The 21,725-nt window shown below is 53.9% G+C and carries 16 protein-coding genes; 11 read left to right on the top strand and 5 right to left on the bottom strand.

What is annotated here, in order from left to right:
* Positions 1–9 precede the first annotated feature (9 nt).
* Complete coding sequence (locus KJS42_RS02000) at positions 10–4,734, top strand: S-layer homology domain-containing protein (protein WP_213621807.1); 4,725 nt, start codon at positions 10–12, stop codon at positions 4,732–4,734.
* Positions 4,735–4,803: 69 nt separating this feature from the next.
* Here the strand turns inward: KJS42_RS02000 and KJS42_RS01995 are convergent, their stop codons facing one another.
* Positions 4,804–6,381, bottom strand: a complete 1,578-nt coding sequence (locus KJS42_RS01995) for an FAD-dependent oxidoreductase (protein WP_213621806.1) — start codon at positions 6,379–6,381, stop codon at positions 4,804–4,806.
* 230 nt (positions 6,382–6,611) lie between these two features.
* Between KJS42_RS01995 and KJS42_RS01990 the strand changes: the two genes are divergently transcribed.
* The 4 genes from KJS42_RS01990 (at position 6,612) to KJS42_RS01975 (ending at position 10,259) form a co-directional block, all read left to right on the top strand.
* Positions 6,612–7,673 carry a Gfo/Idh/MocA family protein gene (locus KJS42_RS01990; protein ID WP_155605180.1) on the top strand — a complete coding sequence of 354 codons (1,062 nt, stop codon included), beginning with the start codon at positions 6,612–6,614 and terminating at the stop codon, positions 7,671–7,673.
* Complete coding sequence (locus tag KJS42_RS01985; RefSeq protein ID WP_213621805.1) at positions 7,670–8,512, top strand: Gfo/Idh/MocA family oxidoreductase; 843 nt, start codon at positions 7,670–7,672, stop codon at positions 8,510–8,512. Before KJS42_RS01990 ends, KJS42_RS01985 begins: the two co-directional genes overlap by 4 nt.
* Before the next feature lie 388 nt (positions 8,513–8,900).
* Complete coding sequence (locus KJS42_RS01980; RefSeq protein ID WP_213621804.1) at positions 8,901–9,662, top strand: DUF3891 family protein; 762 nt, start codon at positions 8,901–8,903, stop codon at positions 9,660–9,662.
* Between the two features lie 51 nt (positions 9,663–9,713).
* Entirely contained in the window at positions 9,714–10,259 is a 546-nt protein-coding gene (locus tag KJS42_RS01975; RefSeq protein WP_213621803.1) for a GNAT family N-acetyltransferase, read from the top strand.
* Between the two features lie 85 nt (positions 10,260–10,344).
* Here the strand turns inward: KJS42_RS01975 and murI are convergent, their stop codons facing one another.
* Together murI and KJS42_RS01965 are read right to left on the bottom strand one after the other, a co-directional pair.
* Positions 10,345–11,124 carry a glutamate racemase gene (murI, locus tag KJS42_RS01970; protein WP_193415110.1) on the bottom strand — a complete coding sequence of 260 codons (780 nt, stop codon included), beginning with the start codon at positions 11,122–11,124 and terminating at the stop codon, positions 10,345–10,347.
* Positions 11,105–11,803, bottom strand: coding sequence for an HD domain-containing protein (locus KJS42_RS01965; protein WP_213621802.1), 699 nt, complete (start codon positions 11,801–11,803; stop codon positions 11,105–11,107). Before KJS42_RS01965 ends, murI begins: the two co-directional genes overlap by 20 nt.
* A 216-nt stretch (positions 11,804–12,019) precedes the next feature.
* Here KJS42_RS01965 and KJS42_RS01960 point away from each other — a divergent pair, with 216 nt between their 5' ends.
* A complete protein-coding gene (locus KJS42_RS01960) occupies positions 12,020–12,838 on the top strand; it encodes a VOC family protein (RefSeq protein ID WP_155605185.1) in 819 nt (272 codons plus the stop codon).
* A gap of 108 nt (positions 12,839–12,946) precedes the next feature.
* Here KJS42_RS01960 and KJS42_RS01955 read toward each other — a convergent pair whose 3' ends face one another.
* A complete protein-coding gene (locus tag KJS42_RS01955; protein WP_213621801.1) occupies positions 12,947–13,657 on the bottom strand; it encodes a M50 family metallopeptidase in 711 nt (236 codons plus the stop codon).
* A gap of 125 nt (positions 13,658–13,782) precedes the next feature.
* Between KJS42_RS01955 and KJS42_RS01950 the strand changes: the two genes are divergently transcribed.
* Genes KJS42_RS01950 through KJS42_RS01930 form a run of 5 tightly spaced genes read left to right on the top strand, consistent with a single transcriptional unit; the run spans position 13,783 to position 20,587 of the window.
* The gene (locus KJS42_RS01950) at positions 13,783–15,453 is read left to right on the top strand and encodes a TerB N-terminal domain-containing protein (protein WP_213621800.1); all 1,671 of its coding nucleotides are present in this window, start codon (positions 13,783–13,785) and stop codon (positions 15,451–15,453) included.
* Between the two features lie 51 nt (positions 15,454–15,504).
* Entirely contained in the window at positions 15,505–16,851 is a 1,347-nt protein-coding gene (locus tag KJS42_RS01945) for an ATP-binding protein (RefSeq protein WP_155605189.1), read from the top strand.
* A complete protein-coding gene (locus tag KJS42_RS01940; RefSeq protein ID WP_155605190.1) occupies positions 16,848–19,052 on the top strand; it encodes a DEAD/DEAH box helicase in 2,205 nt (734 codons plus the stop codon). Before KJS42_RS01945 ends, KJS42_RS01940 begins: the two co-directional genes overlap by 4 nt.
* Before the next feature lie 36 nt (positions 19,053–19,088).
* Positions 19,089–19,943 (top strand): nucleotidyltransferase domain-containing protein, encoded by an 855-nt coding sequence (locus tag KJS42_RS01935; RefSeq protein WP_213621799.1) that lies wholly within the window; start codon positions 19,089–19,091, stop codon positions 19,941–19,943.
* On the top strand, positions 19,943–20,587 hold the full coding sequence (locus KJS42_RS01930; RefSeq protein WP_193415118.1) for a pentapeptide repeat-containing protein: 645 nt from the start codon (positions 19,943–19,945) through the stop codon (positions 20,585–20,587). Before KJS42_RS01935 ends, KJS42_RS01930 begins: the two co-directional genes overlap by 1 nt.
* Before the next feature lie 87 nt (positions 20,588–20,674).
* Here the strand turns inward: KJS42_RS01930 and KJS42_RS01925 are convergent, their stop codons facing one another.
* Complete coding sequence (locus tag KJS42_RS01925) at positions 20,675–21,664, bottom strand: GNAT family N-acetyltransferase (RefSeq protein ID WP_244868348.1); 990 nt, start codon at positions 21,662–21,664, stop codon at positions 20,675–20,677.
* Positions 21,665–21,725 lie beyond the last annotated feature (61 nt).

The following is a 21,725-nucleotide window of genomic DNA, read 5'->3' as shown; positions in this document are numbered from 1 at the left end:
GGGAAGCGGATGAAGCGTACTTTGCAGAGACGGATGGCCGGGCTCATGTGTCTTTCTTTGATCGCGGCGTTGTTCTGGCCCGGCGCGCCGATGATCTCCTCGGCCGCCGGGGTGGAGGACCCATCGAGCGTTGAAGAGGTTGAAAGGGAACCGGTGCAGTTTGTCACCGAGGACGGTAGTACCTCACTTGAATTCACGGATATGAATGTGACGGAAGCTTCGCTCGAGGAAAAGGTCGATTATCTCGCCTTATACACAAGCGGAGCCACTGTAACCGACGCTGCGTATACCACCCTGGAAGTTCGAGTTCCAGAACGGCATGTTGCGGTCGCTGTGGATGCAGCGGGTCTTGTGCAGGAGGTCGTTGGCCCACTAGACGATCCCCCGACAACCTGGGATGAGGAGCAGATGCTCCTGATTCCGGATGGAGGGTATATCGTACTGGCTGGAGGGAGCATCACTTGGGAGGAGTCGAGTTATCGGCAGACGCTTTTCGGGCGATATCATACCGGGGATCGCGTGAAGCTGATGCGAGCGGGAGTGGAAGTGACGGCGGCGGATTTTCTTCCTCCATCGCCAGATCCGGAACCGGAACCCACGCCTGAGCCTCCACCTGCCCCCGAACCGGAACCTGATCCTGACCCGGAGCCACAGCTTCCAGAGCTCATGATGATTACGGAGGACCAGACCATCGTGGACATCCCTGTCATCGAAGTGGCTGGATTTGTGGCGAATTATGACGAGAAGCTGGATCTTGCCGTTACGGTGAACGGGGACACGGCCGAGCTATCGGCGGAAGGCGTTTTTCGCGAGAATGTGTACTTAAGTTCTGGAGCAAACGCGATTACGATCAGGCTGCTCCAGACTGGGGAGGAGATCGCAACGAACACGCTGACGATTACGTATGAACCTTCGGAGAATCAGGACTATATCGAAGTCGAGGCGGCACCGAAAGACATCTCGATTGACATCGATGGACCGCGAATCAAGATCGACGATGTCGATAAAGACGTCACGGGCGTGCCGAATATCGTAGCTTTATTTACGAGAGATTACGGTGCCTCCCTCGTGATTCCCCAGACGAATGTCGCGGTGCAGGTTGATGCCAACAATCGGGTCTTGCAGGTGGTCAATCCTTCCATCAATGGCCAGCCTCCGGTATGGTCCGGGCCCACAGCTCTTGACATCCCAGAGGAAGGTTACGTATTGATGGCGCAGGACAACAGTTATGCCGGCAATTACATCAAGCGTTTCCTGGCGGAAAATTTCAAGGTTGGAGATGTCATCAAGCTTCGCAAGAATGGGGAAGTCGTATCCGTTCGGGATCTGATGAGCGGAAACGGTCTGATCCCTCGGCTTCAACTGAACAATCAGCGGATGTACACGGTGACGGAGAACAGCACGGTCATCTCGGGGACGATCGAGAACATCGACGATCCGACGGCGATCCAACTGCTGGTAAATGAGAGTGCTATCCCTTTGGATCCGGGTGGTGCGTTCAGTTATACCTACGCTTTAGCCAAAGGCACCAATTATATCGAAATCAAAGTGCTGAAGAACGGAATCGAGCAGGATCGACGAGACCTTGCGGTGTTTGCCCGGGACAATTTATCCGAGGAGAAACAAGTCATTCTTTGGGTAGATCAGGCCTCGAATGCGAAAAAGTTCCAAACCAGCGAGCAGGTGCGCGCTTTTCTTCAAAAGGCCAAGGACAGTGGGGTTACTTCTATCGCTTTTGATGTGAAAGGCGTTGAAGGGTATGTCTCGTACAAGAAGAACGACTTGACCGGCAGACCTTACGTCAGCGAGATCCAAGCTCCCGAGAAGGCGGGAGCCAGCCCCAACCTAGATTTGCTGCAGGAGTTCATCGATCATGGCCACGCTTTGGGGCTGGAGATTCATGCGGCCATCAACGTGTTTGCCGAAGGATCGATTGCCTATAACGAGTTCGCCGTGCTGAATGATCACCTGGATTGGGAGGAGCGCGTGCACTACGCGGAGAACAACGGCGAGATCAAACGGCTGCGGGAAAGCGCGAAGCAGGGGTTGGTGGCTTTCGTCAATCCAGCGAACGATGAGGTGCGCGAGTACCAGCTCAAGACGTTTGAGGAGATCATCAAAAATTATGACGTAGACGGCGTGGTTCACGACCGCGGGCGGTATGACAACGAAGGCGCGGATTTCAGCGAGGAGACCAGGGTCAAGTTCGAGCAGTTTTTGCTCCAGCGCGGCAAGCAGTTGAACCATTGGCCGAATGATATTTTCTATTACGAAAATAACGCCAGAGTGGATGGCCCGCTCATTCAGGACTGGTGGGAGTTCCGTTCGGGCATCATCCAGAGCTTCTTCGGCGAAGTCAAATCGCTAGTGGATTCCTACGAAGCTCAAACGGGAAGAACCATCCAGGTATCTTCCTATGTGGGTTCTTGGTATGAGACGTATTATCTCAACGGAGTGAACTGGGGAAGCAAGAATTTCCACGTCCACCCTTCTCTGGGCTTTCCGATGGAGTCCGTCTATACACCGGAGTATTACGATACCGGATATATCGAAACCTTGGATTTTCTGATGATCGGCGCTTATCAGACGACCAGTCAGGAGATCCAGAAGTATATTACGCTCGGGAACATCGTCACGAATGGAGAAATTCCGCTGTATGCGGGAATTGCGTTAAATAATGTGCAGCTCCCTGCCGTTCAGCGGGAGGTGTTCCAGGCCGGCTTGAAAACGACCAACGGGCTGATGTTGTTTGATGCTTCCCAGATCAACTGGGCGATCGCCAAGGCGGCACTCCAGGACCGCGAATGGGTGAAGGATTATCAGCTTGGCATGAGCTTGCCAGACAGTGCCGACACGTTCCTGGAAGGTCATTACTACAATGTGAACCGAGTAGAGGGCAACATTAACGTGATGACGGATGCCTACGGAACGACGACCGGCACGAATCATTTCGGCGTAGAGGTGGTCGTGGACCATACGGGAATCGTCACTCGTGTCGCAAACCGGAAACAGGCGATCAATTGGAGCTGGGGGGCGCCGGAAGAGAACAATAGCGTCATTCCGTCCGGCGGCTTCGTCATCTCGACCATCGATCCTTCGGGAACGAGAACGAACCGCCAGCTCGTAGCGAATGCTTACGAGGTGGGCGATGAGGTTCGAGCGGCCGTATTAAGCGGTCTGATGGACGACGAGCTGCGGGAAACAAGGGACAGCCGATATCTGCTGGAAGGAACCATCGAAGTGCTTGGACCTGGGACGCCTTCCGTCAAGGTGAACGGAGAGGCGGCTTCCATATCACAGACTGGTACTTTTACCGTAAGCGTACCTTTAACGACGGGAATCAATTTCGTACAAGTGGAGGTGTATGTGGATGATCTGAAGACCAATAGCGATTCAGTGCAAATCATTCGTACCTCCACCGGAGACGGCGGCTCGAATCCCGGCCAACCCGGTTCATCCGGCGGCAGCAGCAGCGGTTCGCCGTCCATGTCCACCAGGCCCGCGAAGCCGGAACGGTTGAGCATCCAGAAGAAAACAACGGAGAACGGGCAACACCTCGTTGACGTCAAAGCGGATCTGACGCGGATGCTCGAAGAGGTGAAGAGCCTTCGCGAGAAGCCGATCCCATCGCAGCAGTTGCAATACAGCTTCGATGAAACCGCAGATGTCATCGCCTTGCACCTGCCCATTGACGGAGTGGAGACGGTGGTGAAGGAGTTACCGGAAGGCGTCATCCTTCTGGAGTCTTCGTTAGGAAGGCTGGAATTGCCTGTTAAGGCGTTAAGCGATTCCTTGAACTTACGAGGGACGGCGGATCGCTTGCTCATTCGCATGGGGATTCCCGAGAAAGAGCAAGAGACTCGGCTAAACGGTTTGTTGCCGCAGCAGGCTAGCCTGCTCGGGCCTAAGCTGGAGGTCTCCTTCTTCTGGGGGCAGGGGAACGCTTTGACTTCCTTGCCGGTCTTTAAGGGAACGGATGCCAAGCTGACGACAACATCGCTGGTAGGAACCGTTGATGCCGATACAACGACCGTTCTGCTTCTGGAACCTTCATTGAACCGTTACGCGTTCGTACCTGCTGTCTTCAATGAAGAGGGTGGTAAGTCCCGAATCACCTTCTGGTTGAAGGAAAGCGGTACGTATGCGGCGATCTCGCACCGGAAGACCTTTACGGACATGAACGCGCACTGGGCAGCGGACGAGGTTGCGATGTTAGCCTCCAAAACGGTCATCCAGGGCACATCTAACACCGATTTCAGTCCAAATGATCCCATCACGAGAGCTCAATTTACCGCCATGCTCGTCCGCGCCCTCGGATTAACGGGGCAGGGACAGGGTCCGAGATCAGACTTTACGGATGTGAACTCCAGTGCGTGGTATGCAGATGCCGTGTCGGCGGCGGTGGAACACGGGTTGATTGAGGGTTTTACAGGCGGGGAGTTCCGTCCGAATGTGCAAATTACCCGGGAACAGATGAGCGTGCTGCTGGTTCGAGCCTTGAAGCTGGCGGGTGCAGAGGTTACTCCTGGAAATCCGAATTCCATGCTGTCCGGTTTCGAGGATCGCAGCCAAATTGGAGGGTGGGCCGAAGAAGCCGTTGCAACCGCGGTGGGTTCGGGCTTGATGAAGGGGCGCAAGGCCGGCGTATTTGCTCCCGAAGCCTCCTCAACCCGTGCGGAGGCGGCGACGGTTCTCGCCCGAATGCTGCGGATGGCGGGGCTAATCAATCCGTAAACGAGCTAGAAAGTAAAATGCCAGCCTATGGATGAAGTCATCCGCAGGCTGGCATGATCTTTTTTCGGATTAGACCGGACGCAGCTTTGGCCACTGCAATTCAACCCCTTGATCGAGGAGGCGCTGCTGAAAATCGGATAAAGTTTCTTCATGATTGCGAACATCTGTAGGAAAGAGGTTGCGGTCCAAACAGAAGCTGGCGCAAGTTCCTGCCGCTTCGCCGATGTTCCATTCTACGGGATGAAGCCGGTAGCAGCCGTTTGTGATGTGGGTGACTCCGATATTTTTGCCTGCTGCCAGCACGTTTTTGACCCGTTTGGGGATCAAGCTGCCCAGCGGGATTTGAAAGGGCAGGGAGGAAATGTCGATATACGGCTGGTTGCCTGTACTCGGATGCAAATCGATGCGGTAACAGCCGACTCCGACGGTATCCGGGAACACTTCGGCTACACCGTCCGGACGGGAAGCTGTAGCAACATGCTGTTCCAGCACCGTAAACTCCGCTTGAATTCGTCTCGACTCGCGGATATAGGGAGCCATGGCGAGTCCGTCCTCCGTTCCGACGACGTCGCGGCGCAGGCGTAAACCCGGGTAACCTTGCCCGCCGTCCGGCCGGGGAGCTTCGGTCTGCAGCCAATACAATAGCGACAGGCTCAACTGTTTGGCCTGGTGCAAATGGCGCGCGGCTTCCTCTTCCGGGACGTCGATGATGGAGCCCAGCCAATAGTCATTCTGCGGCCAGTTGACCAGAGAAAGCGGACGAAAACCGAAGCGGTTGTCAAAATGAGTGGGGTCAAGGATTTGCCGGTATTGAAACAGCGGAAATTTGCCTCCGTGACCCGGGAAAATTTCATACTCGACCGGCTTGTTCGTGGAGGGCCTCACGCCGGTTAAGCTTAACAGTTGATCCGGCCAGAAATCCGCTCGATATTGCCGCCAGAAATCGTACATCTTGGGCTTGTCGATGAGATGTTCTTCTCCCTCCGCGTAATCCACAGCGAAGCAATAAGTAAAGCCCTGAATGTTCTGTGGCTCCGGTTCGCCGTCGACGGCATGAGGTTCCCCGGTCTGCGCTTTGGATTCCGCGCCGGTCACGTATTCGATGCCAGCCAGCGGTAGCATATCGCCAAGCTCGGTGGCATCGATAAAAAACGGAGCCTGAAGCACGAGCTCATCCCGGGTGCCGAGATGACGTACCGTAACGCTGTTCACCACGTCCCCGGTGGTCTCGGCATGTCGTACTCGGTAATTGTGCAGTAGGGTTAACCTTCCGCTATGAATGTACGGAGCTAGCATTTGCTGCAGCACGGCTAAGCCGACACGCGGATCGTGACTGATCCGGCTGACGATGCCGCCGCCAGGATTGAGCTCGGGCAGGTTCCTTGCCGCCGACGTCATCGGAAAATGCTCCCGATAATATTGGCGGACGCCCTCGCGGAAGTTCCGGTACATTCTCGTACAACCAAAATACTCGATCCACGGGTGCTCATCGGGCGGAACGGCTTGGCTGGTCAACTGTCCGCCGATCCAGAGCGTCTCTTCCGTCATGATGACGGTTTTGCCCGAAGCCGCGGCAGCCAGGGCCGCCGCAGTTCCACCGGTCCCGCCCCCGAGAATCACGATATCGGCCTGCATTTCGCGTTTCATCGCATGTATTCTCCTTTGGCTTGGTTTTAAGAGCTAGGCGTCAGAATGTCCATGATTGCATTTATTGTAGATGGATCAGCACGAGAACGGTACGGGAGGCGGGTGACCTTTTATGGTAATCTGATGTGCATTCGCTCTCGACCTCATCTCAATTCGCGATGGATCTGGTATGCTAGGAATCATCATAGACTTTCTTGAAGCGACTATTTCACGTTGTAGGAGGTAAGCCGATGAACCAAGTAACCATTGCCGTGATTGGCTGCGGCACGATTGCGAACCACGCCCATATCCCGTCCTACTTAGCTCACAAGCAGGTGAAAATCAAGTATTTTTGCGACATTCTGATGGATCGGGCGGAAGCCGCTGTTACCAAATACGAATGCGGCGAAGCCATCACGGATTACCGGCAGATCGTAGAAGATCCGGAGGTCGATGCGGTATCCATCTGTACGCCGAATGCTTCACACGCTTCCATCGCCATGGAATGCCTGCGGGCAGGCAAGCATGTCCTGTGCGAAAAACCGGCAGCCCGCACTTACGCAGAAGCCCTGGAGATGCAGCAGGTTCAGCATGAGACGGGCAAAATTCTGAATATCGGGGTAGTCAACCGGTATAACGAAAGCGTGAACCGCATCAAAAAAATGATTCAAAACGGCGAGCTCGGCGAGTTGTATCATGTCTATGCCAGCTTCCGTTCACATCGATCGATTCCAGGCTTGGGCGGCGCTTTTACCACGAAGGCCATTGCCGGCGGCGGCGCGTTAATCGATTGGGGCGTTCATTTCCTCGACATCGTCATGTATTGCGCGGGCGATCCGAAACCCCAAACCGTCACCGGGCAGGCTTACTCCAAGCTGGGGAAAGAGATGGCTAACTATACTTACCTCAAAATGTGGGCAGGACCGCCGGATTATAACGGCACCTATGATGTCGACGATTTCGTGACCGCGCTGATCCGCACCGAAGGTCCCACGATCTCCTTGAACGGAGCTTGGGCCCAGAACATCGGGGTCGAGGAGATGTTTATCGACTTTTTGGGCGATAAGGGCGGCATTCGACTGAACTACGGAGGGGATTTTACCTTCTATACGGCAACAGACGGCGCTTTGACCGAAACGACGCCGAAATTCACCTCAGGCAATATGTATCAGCAGGAAATCGATAGCTTTCTGGAATGTATCCAAACGGGGGAGAAGCAGCCCTCGCATATTGATACCGTTATTCTGTCTTCCCGGATTATCCAGGCTATCTATGATTCATCCGACAAAGGGGAGGAAATCGCCATCCCATGAAAAAAATCGGATTTATCGACCTTCACCTCGACCAGTTCCACGCCAACAAATATCCCGGGTGGATCGAGCAGGCTACAGATGGCGCTATGAAGGTGACGTATGCGTATGGGAAAAGAGACAAGGAGAACGGACGCACGAACGAAGCCTGGTGTAAGGAGAACGGGATCGAATTGCTGACGACCATCCAAGACGTCGTCGAGCGAAGCGATTACTTGATCGTGTTGTCTCCCGATAACCCGGAATTTCATGAAGAACTGTCCCAGCTGCCGCTCCAGTCAGGCAAGCCGACTTACATCGACAAGACGTTTGCTCCGGATCGGGAGACAGCGGTTCGCTTATTCGAGCTGGCCGCACATCACGATACACCGATGTATTCAACGTCTGCGCTCCGCTTTGCCAGCGAATATGCGGAGATCGACCCGGCCGGAATCCAAACGATCAGCAGCTGGGGGCCGGGCGCATTTGACAACTATTCGATCCATCAAATTGAGCCCATCGTTCGGCTGATGGGAGCCGATCCGCAGCGGGTCATGTATACTGGAACGGCAGATTCTCCCGCGCTTCTCATCGATTTCGGGGAAGGTCGCCGTGCCACGATCCACCATTTAGGGGACAATTGCCCATTTACGCTGGGTATCAAATACGGCAACGAAACCTTTACGCAAGCCTCCGCGATCTCCAATTTCTTCGAGCCGTTCATCAGGAATATGGTGACGTTCTTCGAAACCGGCCAGCCTATGGTCGACCCTGCCGAAACCGTCGCCGTGATCGCCGTGATCGAGTATGGGATGAAAGCGGCGGAAACGCCCGGGGTTTGGGTGGAGTTGCCGTCTTTCTAATCATCTTGTTTTAACTCGACCCACCTTCGCAGGAAGGTGGGTCGAGTGTTAACGGAACTAAGTGACGCTATTTGGCTGCAAACACGAGACTGTGAACTCTAACGGAACGTGAAGACTTTATTGGGTCGAAATAGGCCCCGTCAGCTCCATTTTTAGCCGAATAGCGGCTTATGGTTCCGTTAGCATGGGAAATAATCGGGAAATGTTCGAATAGCGGCCCTACGTTCCGTTATAATGAAGCAAGAGATCATTTTCTGGAGGATCTATGAAAAAGCTAACTATTCTTGCATTGATTTTAGGTACGTTGGGGTTCGAAGCGGATCATCAGACTATCAGTACCAAGATATCGGAATAAATGATAGATGCACAACGAAAAGGCGGTGGAACTATGATTATTCGAGAGACGGAGCGGGAATTTGTGATGATCACCCAGCATGACCATGCGCGCTTGGCGGGTGAAATCGCCAGCCATTTGGAGAAGGAGTTATTTCTGAATGACGAGTTTCTATCAAGTGCTTTGCTAGCCATAGATCAGCATGACCGAGGCTGGATCCCGCTTGATGCCTCGCCAATTTGGAATACGGAGAGCCGGGCGCCGTATTCCTTCATGGACTATCCGCTAACCCCGAAAATTGAAAAATATCAGCAAGGCATCGACGAAGTGGAGAACATGAATGAATACGCGGCTTTGTTGTGCAGTCTCCACTATGCTTCTTTTATGCATATCAGGGATTCGCTAGACGAGGCGTGCGTTCGATTCTACCAACATGAGCTAGAAAGGCAGCGTCGGATCACCGACAAACTAAGCGTTCCTCAAGAGGTCATCCAACGGCATTTCATGCTGTTGCAACTATGTGATGACATCTCGCTTTACGTTTGCCTGAATGAACCCGGCGTTTCCAAAGAAGAGGAACATCCTTGGTTTAGGGAAGGCTTTGAAGCTACGTTACTAGGGGAACGATGTGAAGCCAGGTGGATCAATGCTAGAGAAATCCGGTTAACCCCGTCTCTTTTGGCCAAGGAACTAATGACAACCCTGGAACAGAGATATGTCTTGAAGCAAAAGATCGAAACCCTAGGATTCAGCGAAGCGTATAAAGCCAGCGTCAGGGTAAAGCAAGATATTCACTTCTCTAAGGCAACGATATAATATCGAGTTCCAAATTAAGAATGACGACTAACGAATAGAGAGAGGTTACCCATGAAAAACAAAATCACTACGAAACGCATGACGCTCCAAATGATCGATGATACCTATGCGGATCAGGTCTTAGCGTTTGCCGTTCGGAATAAAACCTATCTTGAGGAGTGGGAACCGCTAAGAACGGAGGACTTCTACACTTCCTCGGTTCAACAGGAATTGCTGCGGGACGAGGCGGCTAAGAACCACGAAGGATCGCTCTGTAAATTTTGGTTATTCCTTGATGGTAGAATCATTGGGGCGGTGGCTTTGAGCAATATCGTTAGAGGCGTGTTCCAATCCTGCCATCTGGGCTATAAGATCGATGAGCAGGAACAAGGAAAAGGATTGATGACCGAAGCCGTCGAAGCGATGGTAAACCATGCGTTTCACGAAATGCGCTTGCACCGGATTGAAGCGAACATCATGCCGAGGAATCAGGCCTCGCTTCGCGTGGTCCAGAAGCTGGGTTTTCAGAATGAGGGGACATCCAGAAGGTATTTGAAGATCAACGGGCAGTGGGAAGATCATATCCATATGGTTCTATTGAATGAGGAGATGGAGTAAACCAACCCCTATGCCCCCGCGAAAAAAGTCCTGCCCCGAGCGATTCATCGCCTGGACAAGACTTTTACATAAGCAGCCTCTTCATTTATCGTGCATATTGCGTTTGCAGGTAATCCAGTGCTCGCGCCATTTTGTCCAGATAAGCCGGGTTTTCGTCCGAGCATCTGAACTCGATATGTCCCGTATACCCCTGAGTGGAGAGGGTCGAACCGCCGATCAAAGAGCACAACCGCTCTACCGTGCCGTGACTGCCGTCAATCAGCTCGATATGAGGCGGCAAAATTTGCTGCAGAATCGTCTTGTAATAAGGAAAATGCGTGCAGCCGAGTACGATGGTGCTGTATTGCCCAAGATCAATGCCGGACAGCTTGCGGCTGAAATAACGCTCGATCTCTTCCCGATCGAACTGGAGTTGTTCGCAATATTGCACCAACTCCGGCAGAGGCATGGAATCCACCACCTTGTGGTCGTCCACCCGAGCTACCAGGTCGGTATATTTAGATAGGCTTAACGTCAAAGAGGTCGCAAACACCAGCACTCGTTTGCCGGCAGCTTGACTTCGCTTGACGGCCGGTTTGACGGCCGGCTCCATGCCAATGATCGGAATAGGGTACATGCGCCGAAGTTCTTCAATGGCGGCACTGGTTGCTGTATTACAGGCTACGACCAAAGCCTTAATGTCATTTCGCATGATGACACTAACCGATTCCTGAACGTATCGCTTCACTTCGGGCAGCGTTTTGGTCCCGTAAGGCACGTGGAGCGTATCGGCAAAATAAAGAAAATCTTCCTTCGGCAACTTCTTCATGGCCTCCGTTAACACGGTTAAGCCGCCGATGCCTGAATCAAAAAATGCGATTCTCACTCATATCACCTGAATTTGTTGTGTTTTGTTCGTCCTGATGTTCATCGGTGGCATCCCATTCCCGGTAAAACTGCTCCAAAAAACGCAGCATATATTCATGCCGCGATTCGGCCAGCTTTTGGGCATGCCGGGTATTCATCAAATCTTTCAGTTTGAGCAGCTTTTCGTAGAAATGATAGATCGTCGTTTTTCCGCGGCTGCGATAGTCATGATCCGAGAAATCTTGGCCTGGTTCATGCATGGATCTGCCTCTGGATCCGCCAAAAGCAAACGTTCGGGCTATCCCGATCGCCCCGATGGCGTCAAGCCGATCCGCATCCTGAACGATTTGTCCGGCGAGCGTAGACATCGGAGGATTTTTGCCGCCATTATAAGACATCGTGGAGATGATCTCCATGACTTCTTGATTAACGGACAAATTGCTCACATGTTCATCCAGCCAGCTGCGGACACGCAGTATCCCGGCTTCCTTGGACGGATTCAGCTTTTCGTCCGCCACGTCGTGCAGCAAAGCCGCAAGCTCGCAAACAAATACATCCGCCTGCTCCTTGCGAGCGATGGCAAGAGCCGTATTCCGAACGCGGTGGATATGCCACCAGTCGTGTCCGCTCCCATCACCGCTGTGCACTTCTTGCACGAATTGTTCGGCTTGTTTAATGATTTGCTGCTGCCGATCCATCTCACCGTTCCTTTCCAATCCCTAGTTCATAGAAACATCGAATACCATCTTACCTCAAAATCGGCATTCTTTAAACTTGTTTTGTTATATCCAGTCGCATTATATGAACAAAAGTTTCAGATGGAAGCGGCGCATCTTGCAAATATTTTCCTTTATCATTCGGACGGGTTCAGGGATAATAGGGTTGAAAACAGCTGGATATAAGGAGGTTCCCCTATGGCAACGGGCAAGGAGATCCCCGAGCTTTATTTTGACGGTCAAACGATCGATGTGTTGTGGGATAATCATGATCAGGTCGTGGAGTGGTTCGAGAAGTATTTCGGGTGGAAGGTGCTTCGGCAAGAAAATGGGAAGGTCGATCCCCGTTGTTCAGAGGGCAAAATGACTCAGATGGACTTTGGGACCTGGCTGGTTACTTATCTTACGGGAACCCGGCTCCCTCATCATTATGCCGAACGCGGGACCGTGGATCCCGATCTTCGATTGTGTTTTCGAACCCGGGAATTGGATCGCTTGCGGCGCGCTTTTGTGACCGATGGAGTGCGGGTATCCACCGTGTATTTGGGCCCCAAAACCAGGTACTTCGATGTCTGGGCTACCGCCGAAGGGATCCGGTTAACGCTCCAAGAGGATCGATCGCTGCCTTCCTCCGATTTGGCGCCCTCCTGGGTCAGGCTGGGGGTCAGCCGGTTAAACGAGTCGATTCAATGGTACGGGCAGCATTTGGGAATGAAGTGCGTTGAGCATCATCCAGCCGGCGGCTACGCGGTGATGGAGCTAAAGCTAAATCATTCGGAGAACAAGTCGCTTTGGGTGCTCGAACAAAAAAACAAAGAGGCTTATGTGGGGAAAGTGGACGGTCAAGTCCAGCCGGTATGTTGGATTCAAGAACGTCAGGACTTGTTCAAATATCATCAATATTTAAAACAACGCGGGATCGAAACCTCCGGCATAGGCGGGTTTCTGACTCAAGGGTTGGTCAGTTTTCATTTCTATGATCCGGACGGGAATCGTTTTAACATCAGCAGTATGTGAGGTGCAGGACCATATGGAATCCAGCGACGATGTCGATGCTATGATTCGTGAGAATCAGGAAGTCCATGTGCTGAGATGTACGATTGTGAAGGAAAAGTGATGCCGATTTCAAGGGCTTATCGAGCTTGACCCGCTCATTCTTTTCTTCTCCCGACTCCGTTTGCGGTCATTCCAATACAATTGCAAGGCGGACAAGGCGCAAATCAATGAGATAGCTAGAAATATCAACGACCAGACCAGAGGGGGAACTCCCGTAAGCTGGGCCAGATTGGTCGCGTCACCCGCTTGGCTAGGAGAAACGATGGAATTCAACAGCAGCGTGACGGGCCCCATCACCGACTCCTCCAGGCATAAGAAAGCGAGCAGCAAGTAATAGAAATTGCGTATTCGCCCCCCTAGTAGAAAGAACGCCCCATTGATCAGCACAAACAGGATCAACCACCCCCGGCCGTATCCCGATCGTACGAACAACAGCAACGATGCCAAAGCCAAGATACTGATGAGGACAAGGCCGGCAGCTTGATTTTGCCGAGAATAACCGAAGAACATCGCTACCGCAAACAGCGAAGCTGAGATATAACCGGCCAAGGATACCGCCAATTGGCTCCAGCCTGAAGCCAGTACCGAATAGGTAACGCCGCTGTGATCAGGATGCAATTCGATACGGAGCACCTGTCCGGACGCAAACAATGTGACGATGGCATGGCCTAACTCATGAACCATTGTATCTAGCATGCGGAACCAATCGGAGAATGGGATCAATCGGGTCAAAACGGCCGCCCCGATCAAAAATAATAAGGCCTTCAGCCATTTATTCATCAAACTTTCGCCCTCCCTGGCAACTTGCTGTTGCTTTTCATTATAAGGGAGGGCAAAATAGTATTCAAAAGGCGAACAAATTTTCGGTTCGATGATAGACTGGTCGTGACGGAGGTTTTGGGACGATGAAGGATGGAACGGACGAAAAACACGGCTTTTTCGGCCTACATGTACATAGAGATCGAGAGCGGCGGTTAGGAACGGAACCTCGATGGACGTTCGCCGAATTGGAAGTGGATGACATCACGAAGCAGGCGAACGGCAAGGCGGAGCCCGTGAGCCGAGTTGTAGCGCCGGATCTGTGGGAGCGCGATATGGATTGGCGTCAGGATTTTCGTTATGTTTCGCGGGAGCAGCTGTTCGTCCAGAAAGCGAAGGAACTGGAGACGGCTGTAGCGGAAACGGCGGAGTTTGTCCCTTTTCAGACGTATTGGCCGACTTATGAAGAAATGCAGCCAAGGCAGCTGAAATGGTATTTGTACTGGCGGAATGAAGTCCGCTCCGGACGTTATCCGGACACCGACCTGTCGTATCTATTTATCTACCTGTACGAGCTGATCCATGGGGTCGGCTGGTCGGAACCCGCCGAGGGATACACGTTAATGGAACGGGTCTGGCAAGGGTATCGACAGCGTTATCCCAAGCTGGATCTTTATGTGCGGGAATGGTTGTATGATCTGGCTTTGGTGTTCGATTTAGAGATGCCGCCTGCGGAGCCGATGGCCAAGCTCCCGCGCAATTTGTCGACGGAGCTGAGGGAGCTAGAATGGCGCAGAAGATTCACCGCGGATCCGCTGGATGTGAGCTGGGAGCTGCTCCTCACGTTGATTGATTATGACGTGGAGAAGAGCCGTTTTTATTTGGAGCAGGGACGTAAGGAACTGCGAAACTATGTGCCGAAGGTGGTTTCATTGGTGGACGGCTATCTCTTAAAGAGCAAGGGAAGCCGAATTCTGGAGCTGCATAAGCCGATGGAACAGAAAGTATCCCGTTTCCTGTTCCGCAGCGCCGTGTACGACCATGATCTATACGGTCGAACCAAGCCGGTCTCCATTCTGCCTTACAGCGGGCATCCGCCGCTGCGCGCATTCTTGACCCAACTCGTTCGTCTGACGGAGAACAAGCTGCGAGAGCAGTTGGGTTATAAGGGGAAGCTTCGAGGAATCGACGTGGGGCCAGAGATTGAACATTTGGTCGACCGATTCCTGAGCAAGGAGTTCGATCGTCGCAAGGCGGAAGAAGCGAAGGCCCGGATCCCTAAGGTGAAAATCAACGCGACCAAATTGCGCAAGCTTCAGCAGGAATCCAACGAAGTGCGGGACATGCTGCTGAGCGAAGAGCAGACGCTGGCGTTTGCGCCGGAAGCACCGGGTCTGCCGCCGGAGAAGGTCGCAAGTTCTCCGAGGATATCAGTCGCCGAACCGCTGCAGCCGACCTTTGATTTTGAGCGGGGGTATGAGCAGGTGCCGGAAGAGGTACTTCTGTCGCCGATCGAGGAACGGCGCGAGACCCTAGAGACCAAAGGAGAGGCGTCTGTAACCCTGTCGGAGGAATGGCAGGATCTGTTCGCGAGTCTCACCGCGCCTCAGGCGCAAATGCTGGCCGCTTTGTTCCAGGGGCAGAGCGCTGCGGAACGCCAAATGATCGCCGAGCAAATCGGTTCTATGCCTGAGCTGCTGGTCGATGAAATCAACGAACTCGCGATGGAGCGGATCGGGGATCTCTTGGTCGATGGGGACGAAATCTTGGAGGATTACCGTGTGGAGCTTGGCAAGTGGCTGATAACAGGGCGTTAATCCAGCGCTGATCACATAGAGGATAAGTTTTGAACGATGAGGTGATGGTGGATGAAACAGATGCAAATTCCGAAGCGGTTGACCACGGCGCTCGTCAATTCCTTGACGGCCGGGGTCGTGCCGCGGGTGGGACTGGAGCATATTGCGGTCGGGCGTAAACCGGAGGTAGCGTCGATTCTGCAGGATATGGACAATATTGCGGAGGGCGGAGCGGCTTTTCGCCTCATTTCCGGACGTTATGGGAGCGGCAAGAGCTTCCTGCTCCAGATGATTCGCAATTATGCCATGGACCGCGACTTCGTGGTGGCCGACGCCGATCTGTCGCCGGAACGCCGGCTGGTTGGAACGAAGGGGCAGGGCCTGGCGACTTACAGGGAACTGATGATGCATTTGTCGACCCGAACGCGGCCGGACGGCGGCGCACTGGAGACGATGCTGCAGAAGTGGATCGCCGCCCTCCAGCAGGAGCAAATGCAGGCCACCGGCCTGCGTCCCGGCGATCCGCAGTTGCATGATGCAGTAGAACTGCGGATATATGCGGTGACGAACGAGATGCAAAGTCTGGTGCATGGATTCGACTTCGCCAAAGTCCTGGCCGCCTACTGGTCGGGGTATAAGCTTGGCGATGATGATCGGAAAGCAGCCGCCCTGCGTTGGCTGCGGGGAGAGGTCCCAACCAAGACGGAGGCACGCCAAGAGTTGGGCGTCGGCGTCATCATCGATGACGACAATTGGTACGACTATATGAAATTATGGGCGGAGTTTGCGGTGCGCATCGGGTATCGCGGGCTGCTGCTCTTTATCGACGAAGGCGTAAACCTGTACAAAATCACGAACAGCGTCTCCCGTCAAAGCAATTACGAGAAGCTTCTGACGATGTTTAACGACACGATGCAAGGGAAAGCACAGTACCTGGGCATCTACTTAGGCGGGACACCGCAGTTCGTCGAGGACGAACGCCGCGGGTTGTTTAGCTACGATGCACTTCGCACGCGGCTGATGGACGGGCGTTACAGCAGCGGGACGCGCCGTTCGTATACCTCGCCCATTCTGAAGCTGGACATGCTGTCTCATGAAGAGATCCTGCTTTTGCTGCAGAAGCTGCGGGAGATTCACGCGCTGCATTTCGGTTATGAAATGCGTTTGGCCGATGAACAGTTGATCGCCTTCATGCAGGCGGCGGTGAATCGGCTTGGGGCCGAGGAGCTGCTGACGACACGCGAGGTCGTGCGCGATTTCATGGATGTGCTGCACCTGCTGCATCAGCAGCCGTCATTGTCTTTCGAGGAGCTGATGGGCGAACGGGAGCAGGAGTATGCGGCATCCGGGAACCAGGGTTCCAAGAACAAGGGCGGCACCGACGAGTTGGACGATTTCTTGGCGGAGTTTGAGCTATGAGCGGGGGGAATCCGTTTGCTAGGCTGGCTCCGTTCATTCAGGAATACATTTACCGCAAACATTGGGATTCGCTGCGCGATGCTCAAGTAGAAGCCTGCCGGGTGTTGTTCGACACGCCTAATCATCTCCTGATCGCGTCGGGGACCGCGTCGGGGAAGACGGAAGCGGCCTTTTTCCCTGCGCTTACAGAGCTCTATCATCGGCCTTCGGAATCCGTCGGCATTCTATACATCGGACCGTTGAAGGCGCTGATTAACGATCAGTTCGAGCGGATCAAGGAACTGCTGCGGGACGGGGAGGTCCCCGTCTGGCATTGGCACGGCGATGTGGCGCAAGCGGAGAAAACCAAGCTGATGCAGCGCCCTTGCGGCGTGCTGCAAATTACTCCTGAATCGCTGGAAGGGCTGCTGATGAACCGCCCGAATGCGATCCCGGCATTGTTCCATGATTTGCGGTATATCATGATCGACGAGGTGCACGCTTTTATGGGGGCCGACCGGGGGATTCAGGTGATCAGCCAGTTGACCCGATTAGAGCGAATGGCTTCCTGCTCGCCAAGGCGAATCGGCTTGTCGGCTACGCTTGGGGATTACGATATCGCCGCTCGTTGGCTTGGGGCGGGTACGCCGCAGCCGGTAGAAGTCGTCTCTCCGCAGGGCGGTCGGAAGCTGAAGCTGTCGGTCGAGCACTTCTCCTTCCCGGATGCCCGGGACGAACGGGAAGCGGAGCATTTGGAGCTGGCCAAGCAGAACTATTACAACTTCATCTATGACAACACCCATCGCAAAAAAGCGCTCGTCTTTACCAATAGCCGCACTGACGCCGAGCTGACCACACTGGAGCTGCGCCGGATTGCGGCGAAGCGGGAGGAGCGCGACGTGTTTCATATCCACCACGGCAGCATCTCCGCGATGCTGCGGGAGGAGACCGAGGCCGCGCTTCGCTCCGGTCCCGGCCCGGCGGTCGCCGCGGCGACGGTGACGCTGGAACTCGGCATCGACCTCGGTGAGCTCGAGCGGGTTATCCAGCTGGGCGCGCCATATAGCTGCTCCAGCTTCGTGCAGCGGCTGGGCCGCTCCGGTCGGCGCGGAGATCAGGCGTCGGAGATGATGTTCCTCTGTGCGGAGGAGGAGGACGAGGACGCCCAATTGCCTGCCCGGATGCCATGGATGCTGCTGCGGGCCATCGCCGTCATCGAGCTTTACGTCCGTGAGCGCTGGGTAGAACCCGTAGCTCTCCGCAAGAAGCCGATAGGCGTGTTATACCATCAGACGATGAGCACGCTGAAGAGCATCGGCGAAGCGGAACCGGCCGATTTGGCCCGGGCCGTGCTGACGTTGCCGGCGTTTCGCGGCGTCGAGCCAGAGGAGTACAAAGGGATGCTGCAGTATTTGCTGCAGACCGACCACATCCAGCAGACCGAAGAAGGTACGTTGATCATCGGACTTGGCGGGGAGAAGGTCGTGAACAACTTCCGCTTCTATGCCGTCTTTAAGGACGATGAGGAGCATGTCGTCTACAACGGCTCCGAGGAAATCGGCAGCATCACCACCGTGCCGCCGCCCGGCTATTGCTTCTCGCTGGCCGGGAAGATGTGGAAGGTCGAGGAAGTGGACAGCAAGCATAAAGCGGTGTACGTGAAATCCTCCCGCGGCAAGGTGGATACGCTCTGGCTCGGCGCCGGAGGAGATGTTCATAGCCGGGTCATGCAGAAAATGCGCCAGGTGTTGGAGGAGCATACGTTGTACCCGTACCTCGCTCCGGGCGCAGCCAACCGCTTGGAGCGGGCGCGGCGGTTAGCTCGGGAAAGCGGGCTTTTGAACAGCCCGGTGATTCCGGCGGGGGGCGACTCGCTGTTTATTTTGCCTTGGGCAGGAAGCAAGCAATTCCGCACGCTGGAACGTTTGCTGAAGCATAATCTGACAGACCCAATGGGGCTGCGTCAGGTGGTGCCGATGGAACCCTATTATATGGTTGTGGCAGGGAGATCGGGCGCCAAGGAACTATTGTCCGCCATTCGGGCAGAACTCGCATCCGTCGACCATCCGGAGGCGCTGCTGGCGGCATCGGAGGCTCCTTATCTAGGCAAGTACGATGAGTTTATGCCGCCTGAGCTGGTACGGCGAGCTTTTGCCGTGGACGGTCTCGATGTAAAGGGCTTGGCCGAGGCTTTGGAAGCGGCAGGGAAGCCAAGTGAATGACCTTTGGGCAGTTCAGACGAATAGAGGAGGGCGACCATGAGTATTGAACACATCCTAGAGCGGATCGTTAACCGCCTGCAGGGAACGGAAGGCCTTCAGGCCATCGTATTGGGAGGATCGCGGGCGACGAACACCCATCGTCCCGATTCGGATATCGACATCGGCCTGTACTATGAAGGCGAAAACGGTTTGGATATCACCGGGTTGGGTCAAATCGCGACGGAACTCGACGATCAGCACCGAAACGATCTGTTAACGGGGATCGGCGAATGGGGCCCGGGGGTTAACGGTGGCGGTTGGCTCGTCATCGGCGGTTATCACGTAGATTTCCTGTATCGGGATATGACCGTAGTCCGAAAGGCAGTTGAGGATTGCTGTGAAGGAATTGTCCAAATGATGTACCAAACGGGGCATCCCCATGCTTTCTTGAACAGCATTTATATGGGGGAGGTAGCCGTATGCCGGATTTTGTGGGAGCGGGAAGACCGGTTGACCCGGCTGAAAAATCAGACCCATCCGTACCCGCCTCTATTACGAGAGGGCATGTTGCGGCAGTTTCTGTTTGAAGCGGGTTTTTCCCTGATGCTTATGGAATCAAGTGCCGATCGTGACGATATCTCATACGTAACCGGGCATGCTTTTCGAAGCGTGTCGAGCCTCAATCAAGCACTTTATGCGTTAAATGGCCGTTATTGCTTGAACGAGAAAAAGGCGGTGCGTAACATCCAATCGTTTGACATCCGACCGGAAAGTTACAAAGATCGATTGGATCTGATGTACGGAAAGCTAGGACCAGACCCGAAGGGAATCCGCGAAAGCATCCACGAACTCCGAACCTTGTTGGATGAGGTAAATGAATTAGCGAAGACGTCAACCGGGGAGGAATCTTGATGACCGCAAAGTCGAAAATGAGCGCCCCGCAACTCACGGCTGATTTAACGGAAGCCAATTGGAATGAAGTGTTGAAAGATGAGGACCATGAATTGGTTGGAGCAACGGTGGTGGGTGCGTCTTACGAACATGAGGTATTGGAAAAATGCATCCTATCCAAAGTGGTGCTCCGTGGTTGTTCTTTTGCCGGCACCGTATTCGAGCGGATGGACATGACCGATGTCGTGCTGGAAAATTGCGATTTGTCCAATGCGGTGCTGGAGAAGGCGATTATCCATCGGGTACATTTCAAGGACTGCAAGTTGACGGGACTGAATCTATCCAAGGCCAATACGGGCTCGGTGACGTTCGAACATTGCATCATGAATTTGAGTGACCTGGTGGAGGCCTCCTTAAAACAGGTCAGATTTGAGGACTGTTCTCTCCAAAATGCGAATTTCTACGGCTCCAAGTTCAAGGAGGTCGAGCTGCTGAGCTGTGATCTGAATGAGACCGATTTTAATGAAACCACTCTGAAGGGTATGGATATCAGTACGTGCACGTTTGAACGTGCGGATATTCCCACCTATGCTTTAGCAGGCTGTACGGTTTCACCAGAGCAAGCCATCGGCTTTGCCAAACTGCTTGGCTTGATCGTAAAATAGAAAGTAACAAACTCAATTGCAAAACGCCCCACCTTGATAGAGCTATCCATAGGTTGGGGCGTTTTGCTCGGGTTTAGAGTTCCTCGACTAGTAACTTCGTTCCAGTACCATCTTATAACTCCCAGGCTCGGCACGGAAACCAAGCAGATCACGATTGATGCGCAGCATCGGACCGTTCATGGAATCGTTATGTGTCCGCAAGTAAGGCACTCGGCAGCTTACCGCCGTCTGGATCGCCAGCAGCTTCAAGGCTAGAGCGATATGGCGACCGCGGTATTCCCGCAGCACGCCGGTGAACTCGTGGTACATCGCCTGCGTTTGCTCGTTTTGCTGCAGCGTCACGACGCCAACGTACCGTTCCCCGTCTTTGGCGATATGGATCCATTCGGGACGAACGCCGGGTTGGTCGATACTCCATTTTTTCCACTCTTCGAACCAAGGAAAACTTCCGGAGAATCCGGGGATATCCAGGTGCGTTGACCGGTACAGCTCATGCAGTTTTCGTTCGTTAGCTTCACCGGGCTCATCCGCCAATGTAACGAATTCAATCCCGGTGTTCTGGGCTGCTGAAATCGCGCCCAGCAGATTACCGCCATCGAATGTCGCCAGCTCCAGTACAGACTCGAACGTGTGGCGTTCCCGGACGTAACCTCTGCGTTCCGCAAAAGCCAAGGAAGCGGCATCGTTATCCCTCATATAATTAGTCAGGCGACTGGCTTTGACTTCGGTAGACCAACGTTCAACTTCATTGTAAATGGCACGGCCAACGCCGTTCATTCGCACTTCCGGCCGCACCACCAAGGTGAACATGAGCTCGCCCGGCTCCGTCCAAGGAGCGCGCCAAACATGGGCATAAGCGGCGATCTGACCCTGCGTATCTTCGGCAACCCATTTGGGATGATCCCAGCCCGTAAGCTTCCCCTCTTCGTTATAGTCCAACTGGCCTGGCGGAATTTTGGCGTCATCTTCCTCTAACAACTTCCCGGACGTCGGCTCTGATGCTATAAAGTTAATTAGTTCGGCGACCGCATCATAATCGTCCGGTTTTCGCATTTGACGAATCGTGTACGTTATCAATCCATAACCTCCTATGTAATCGGTTCTTCTGCCATTATCTCATGGCAATCGGTTATGAGGA

This window comes from Paenibacillus sp. J53TS2, from assembly GCF_018403305.1.
In the GTDB taxonomy this organism is placed as follows: Bacteria; Bacillota; Bacilli; order Paenibacillales; family Paenibacillaceae; genus Fontibacillus; species Fontibacillus rhizolycopersici.
The sequence above is the reverse complement of the archived record's forward strand: the minus strand, read 5'-3'. Positions and strand labels throughout refer to the sequence as shown.